The following is a 2,465-nucleotide window of genomic DNA, read 5'->3' on the forward strand; positions in this document are numbered from 1 at the left end:
TGTTTCATAGTGTTTCGGTGGTCATAGCGTGAGGGAAACGCCCGGTTACATTCCGAACCCGGAAGCTAAGCCTTACAGCGCCGATGGTACTGCAGGGGGGACCCTGTGGGAGAGTAGGACGCCGCCGAACAAATATTGCGAAAACCCCTGTACCGTTTATTCGGTACGGGGGTTTTCTGCGTTTAGGCTCAGCGGTATGCGCTACGACCTCGTGATCTTCGACAACGACGGTGTACTCGTCGACAGTGAGCCGATCTCCAACAGGCTCCTGGCCGGCTATCTCACCGAGCTCGGGCACCCGACCTCCTACGAGGAGTCCCTCCGTGACTACATGGGTGCCGCGATGCACCGCGTCCACGATCTCGTCGAGGAGCGGACCGGGCAGCGGTTGCCGGACGACTTCGACGATGTCTTCCATGCCCGCGTGTTCGCCGCGTTCGAGCGGGAGTTGAAGCCGGTCGCCGGGGCCGTCGACGTGCTGGAGAGGCTGGTCGCGGACGGGGTGCCGTACTGCGTGGCGTCGTCCGGGAGTCATGAGCGGATTCGGGTGGGGCATCGGACGACGGGGTTGGACGAGTGGTTCGAGGACGAGTGGGTGTTCAGCTCCGAGGACGTGGGGCGGGGGAAGCCCGCGCCGGATCTGTTCCTGTACGCGGCCGAGCGGATGGGCGTGGCGCCGGAGCGGTGTGTCGTCGTAGAGGACAGTCCGTTGGGGGTGCAGGCGGCTGTGGCGGCTGGGATGGATGTGTATGGGTTCACTGCCATGACTCCTGCTGAGCGGCTTGCCGGGGTCACTCAACTCTTTGGTGACATGGGGCAGTTGGCTGAGCTGCTGGAATGACCTCGGGCATCGTTCGGGCACTGACATTTGTCATGCTGAGGTCCGGACGATCGGTTCTACTGGCGGGCCGGGGCCTCGCGGCAAGCTGAGGGCATGACGACGAACACGGGTTCCATGAAGAAGAACTTCGGACCGCTCATCGCGGATGTGGCGGTGCCGATCGGGTCGTACTACCTGCTGAAGAGCGGGTTCGGGATGGGCACCGTGGCGGCGCTGGGGTGGAGCAGTGTCGTGCCGGCGCTGCGGACCGTGTGGGGGGTCGTCGCGGAGCGGACGGTCAACGCGTTCGCGGTGCTGATTCTGTTCGTGAACGTCGTCGGGGTGTTGCTCAGCCTCGTGGCCGGTGATCCGCGGCTGATGCTCGCCAAGGACAGCGGGGTCAGCAGCGTCGTCGGGATCGGGATCCTCGTGTCCGTGGTCATGGGGAAGCCGATGATGACCGCAGGGATGAAGCCCTTCCTGGTGAAGGGCAGCCCGGAGCGGGAGGCCGCGTTCGAGCGGCTGTTGAGCGGGTCGGTGGCGTTTCAGCGGGCCGAGCGGCGGTTCTCGCTCGTGTGGGGTGTGATGCTGCTCGCGGAGTGCGTCGCGCGGATCGTCGGTGTGTACACGCTGCCGGTGGACACCATGGTGTGGCTGGGCACGGTCGTGATGATCGGCACGATCGCCGTGACGTCCGTGGTCAGTGGCGGTGTCGCCGTAGGGCCGATGGCGGAGATGATCGATGCGGAGCTGAAGGCCGGGGACGCCCCCGTACCTGCGGCGATGCCCTCACTGGCCGTCGCTCGGTAAAAGCTGAGCGGAATTCATCTTTGGCTGGATCTACCCACGAGTACGCCGGGGCCCTTACGCTCGCCGCCATGACAGATGTGCTGCGGCGCGGTAGGGCCTCTTTGGCGTTCAGCTTCTTCGCTCAGGGCGCCACCTTCGCGCTGCTCGTGACGCGCATCCCGGCGATCCAGAACCGGTACGGGGTCTCGGACGGGCTGCTGCCCGTCTTCCTGGCCGCCGTGCCGATCCTCGCCGGGGTCGGAAGCGTCACGACCGAGCAGTTGGTGAAGCGAATACGGCCCAGCGTGCTGCTGCGCTGGTCCCAGCCCGTCGTCCTCCTGGCGCTGCTCGGGGTCGGGGCGGGCGACAGCATGGCCGAACTGGCCGTCGCCCTCGGCGCGTTCGGGCTCGGTGTGGGTGCGCTGGACGCCTCGATGAACATGCTCGGGGTAAGTCTGCAGCGGACGTACGGACGAAGCATCATGCTCAGCTTCCATGCCGCGTACAGCCTGGGTGGGATCGTGGGGGCCTCGCTGGCCTGGGCGGGGGCGCACTGGCATCTCGCGCTGTGGGTGTCGTATCTGCCCGTGGTGGCTGTGTTGTTGCCGGCCGCCTTTGTGGGGAGTCGGTGGTATGTCGACGGGGGTGCGCCTGGTGAGGAAGGCGAGGGGGCGGAGGCCGGGCCGCTGGTTTTCAAGTTGCTGCTGCCGCTCTGTCTGGTGATGACCTTCGCCTATATCGGGGACTCGACCGTCTCCAACTGGAGTGCGAAGTATCTGAAGGACGTGCTGGGCAGTTCGGAGCAGGTGGCGACCGTTCCGTACAACGTCTACATGGTGATGTGCCTGGTCGGGCG

3 protein-coding genes and 1 rRNA gene are annotated in these 2,465 nt (G+C 65.8%); all 4 read left to right on the plus strand.

The window, feature by feature from the left end; all coding sequences use genetic code 11:
* Positions 1 to 13 precede the first annotated feature (13 nt).
* A 5S ribosomal RNA gene (gene rrf / locus AC31A1_RS50110) occupies positions 14 to 130 on the plus strand.
* 66 nt (positions 131 to 196) lie between these two features.
* The gene (locus tag AC31A1_RS50115) at positions 197 to 841 is read left to right on the plus strand and encodes an HAD family hydrolase (RefSeq protein WP_489659711.1); all 645 of its coding nucleotides are present in this window, start codon (positions 197 to 199) and stop codon (positions 839 to 841) included.
* A gap of 93 nt (positions 842 to 934) precedes the next feature.
* Positions 935 to 1,630: a VC0807 family protein gene (locus tag AC31A1_RS50120; RefSeq protein WP_489659712.1), complete on the plus strand. Its 696-nt coding sequence runs from the start codon at positions 935 to 937 to the stop codon at positions 1,628 to 1,630.
* A 68-nt stretch (positions 1,631 to 1,698) separates the two neighbouring features.
* A partial coding sequence (locus AC31A1_RS50125; RefSeq protein ID WP_489659713.1) for an MFS transporter occupies positions 1,699 to 2,465 on the plus strand: 767 nt, incomplete at its 3' end.

The organism is Streptomyces sp. P5F9 (assembly GCF_057961495.1).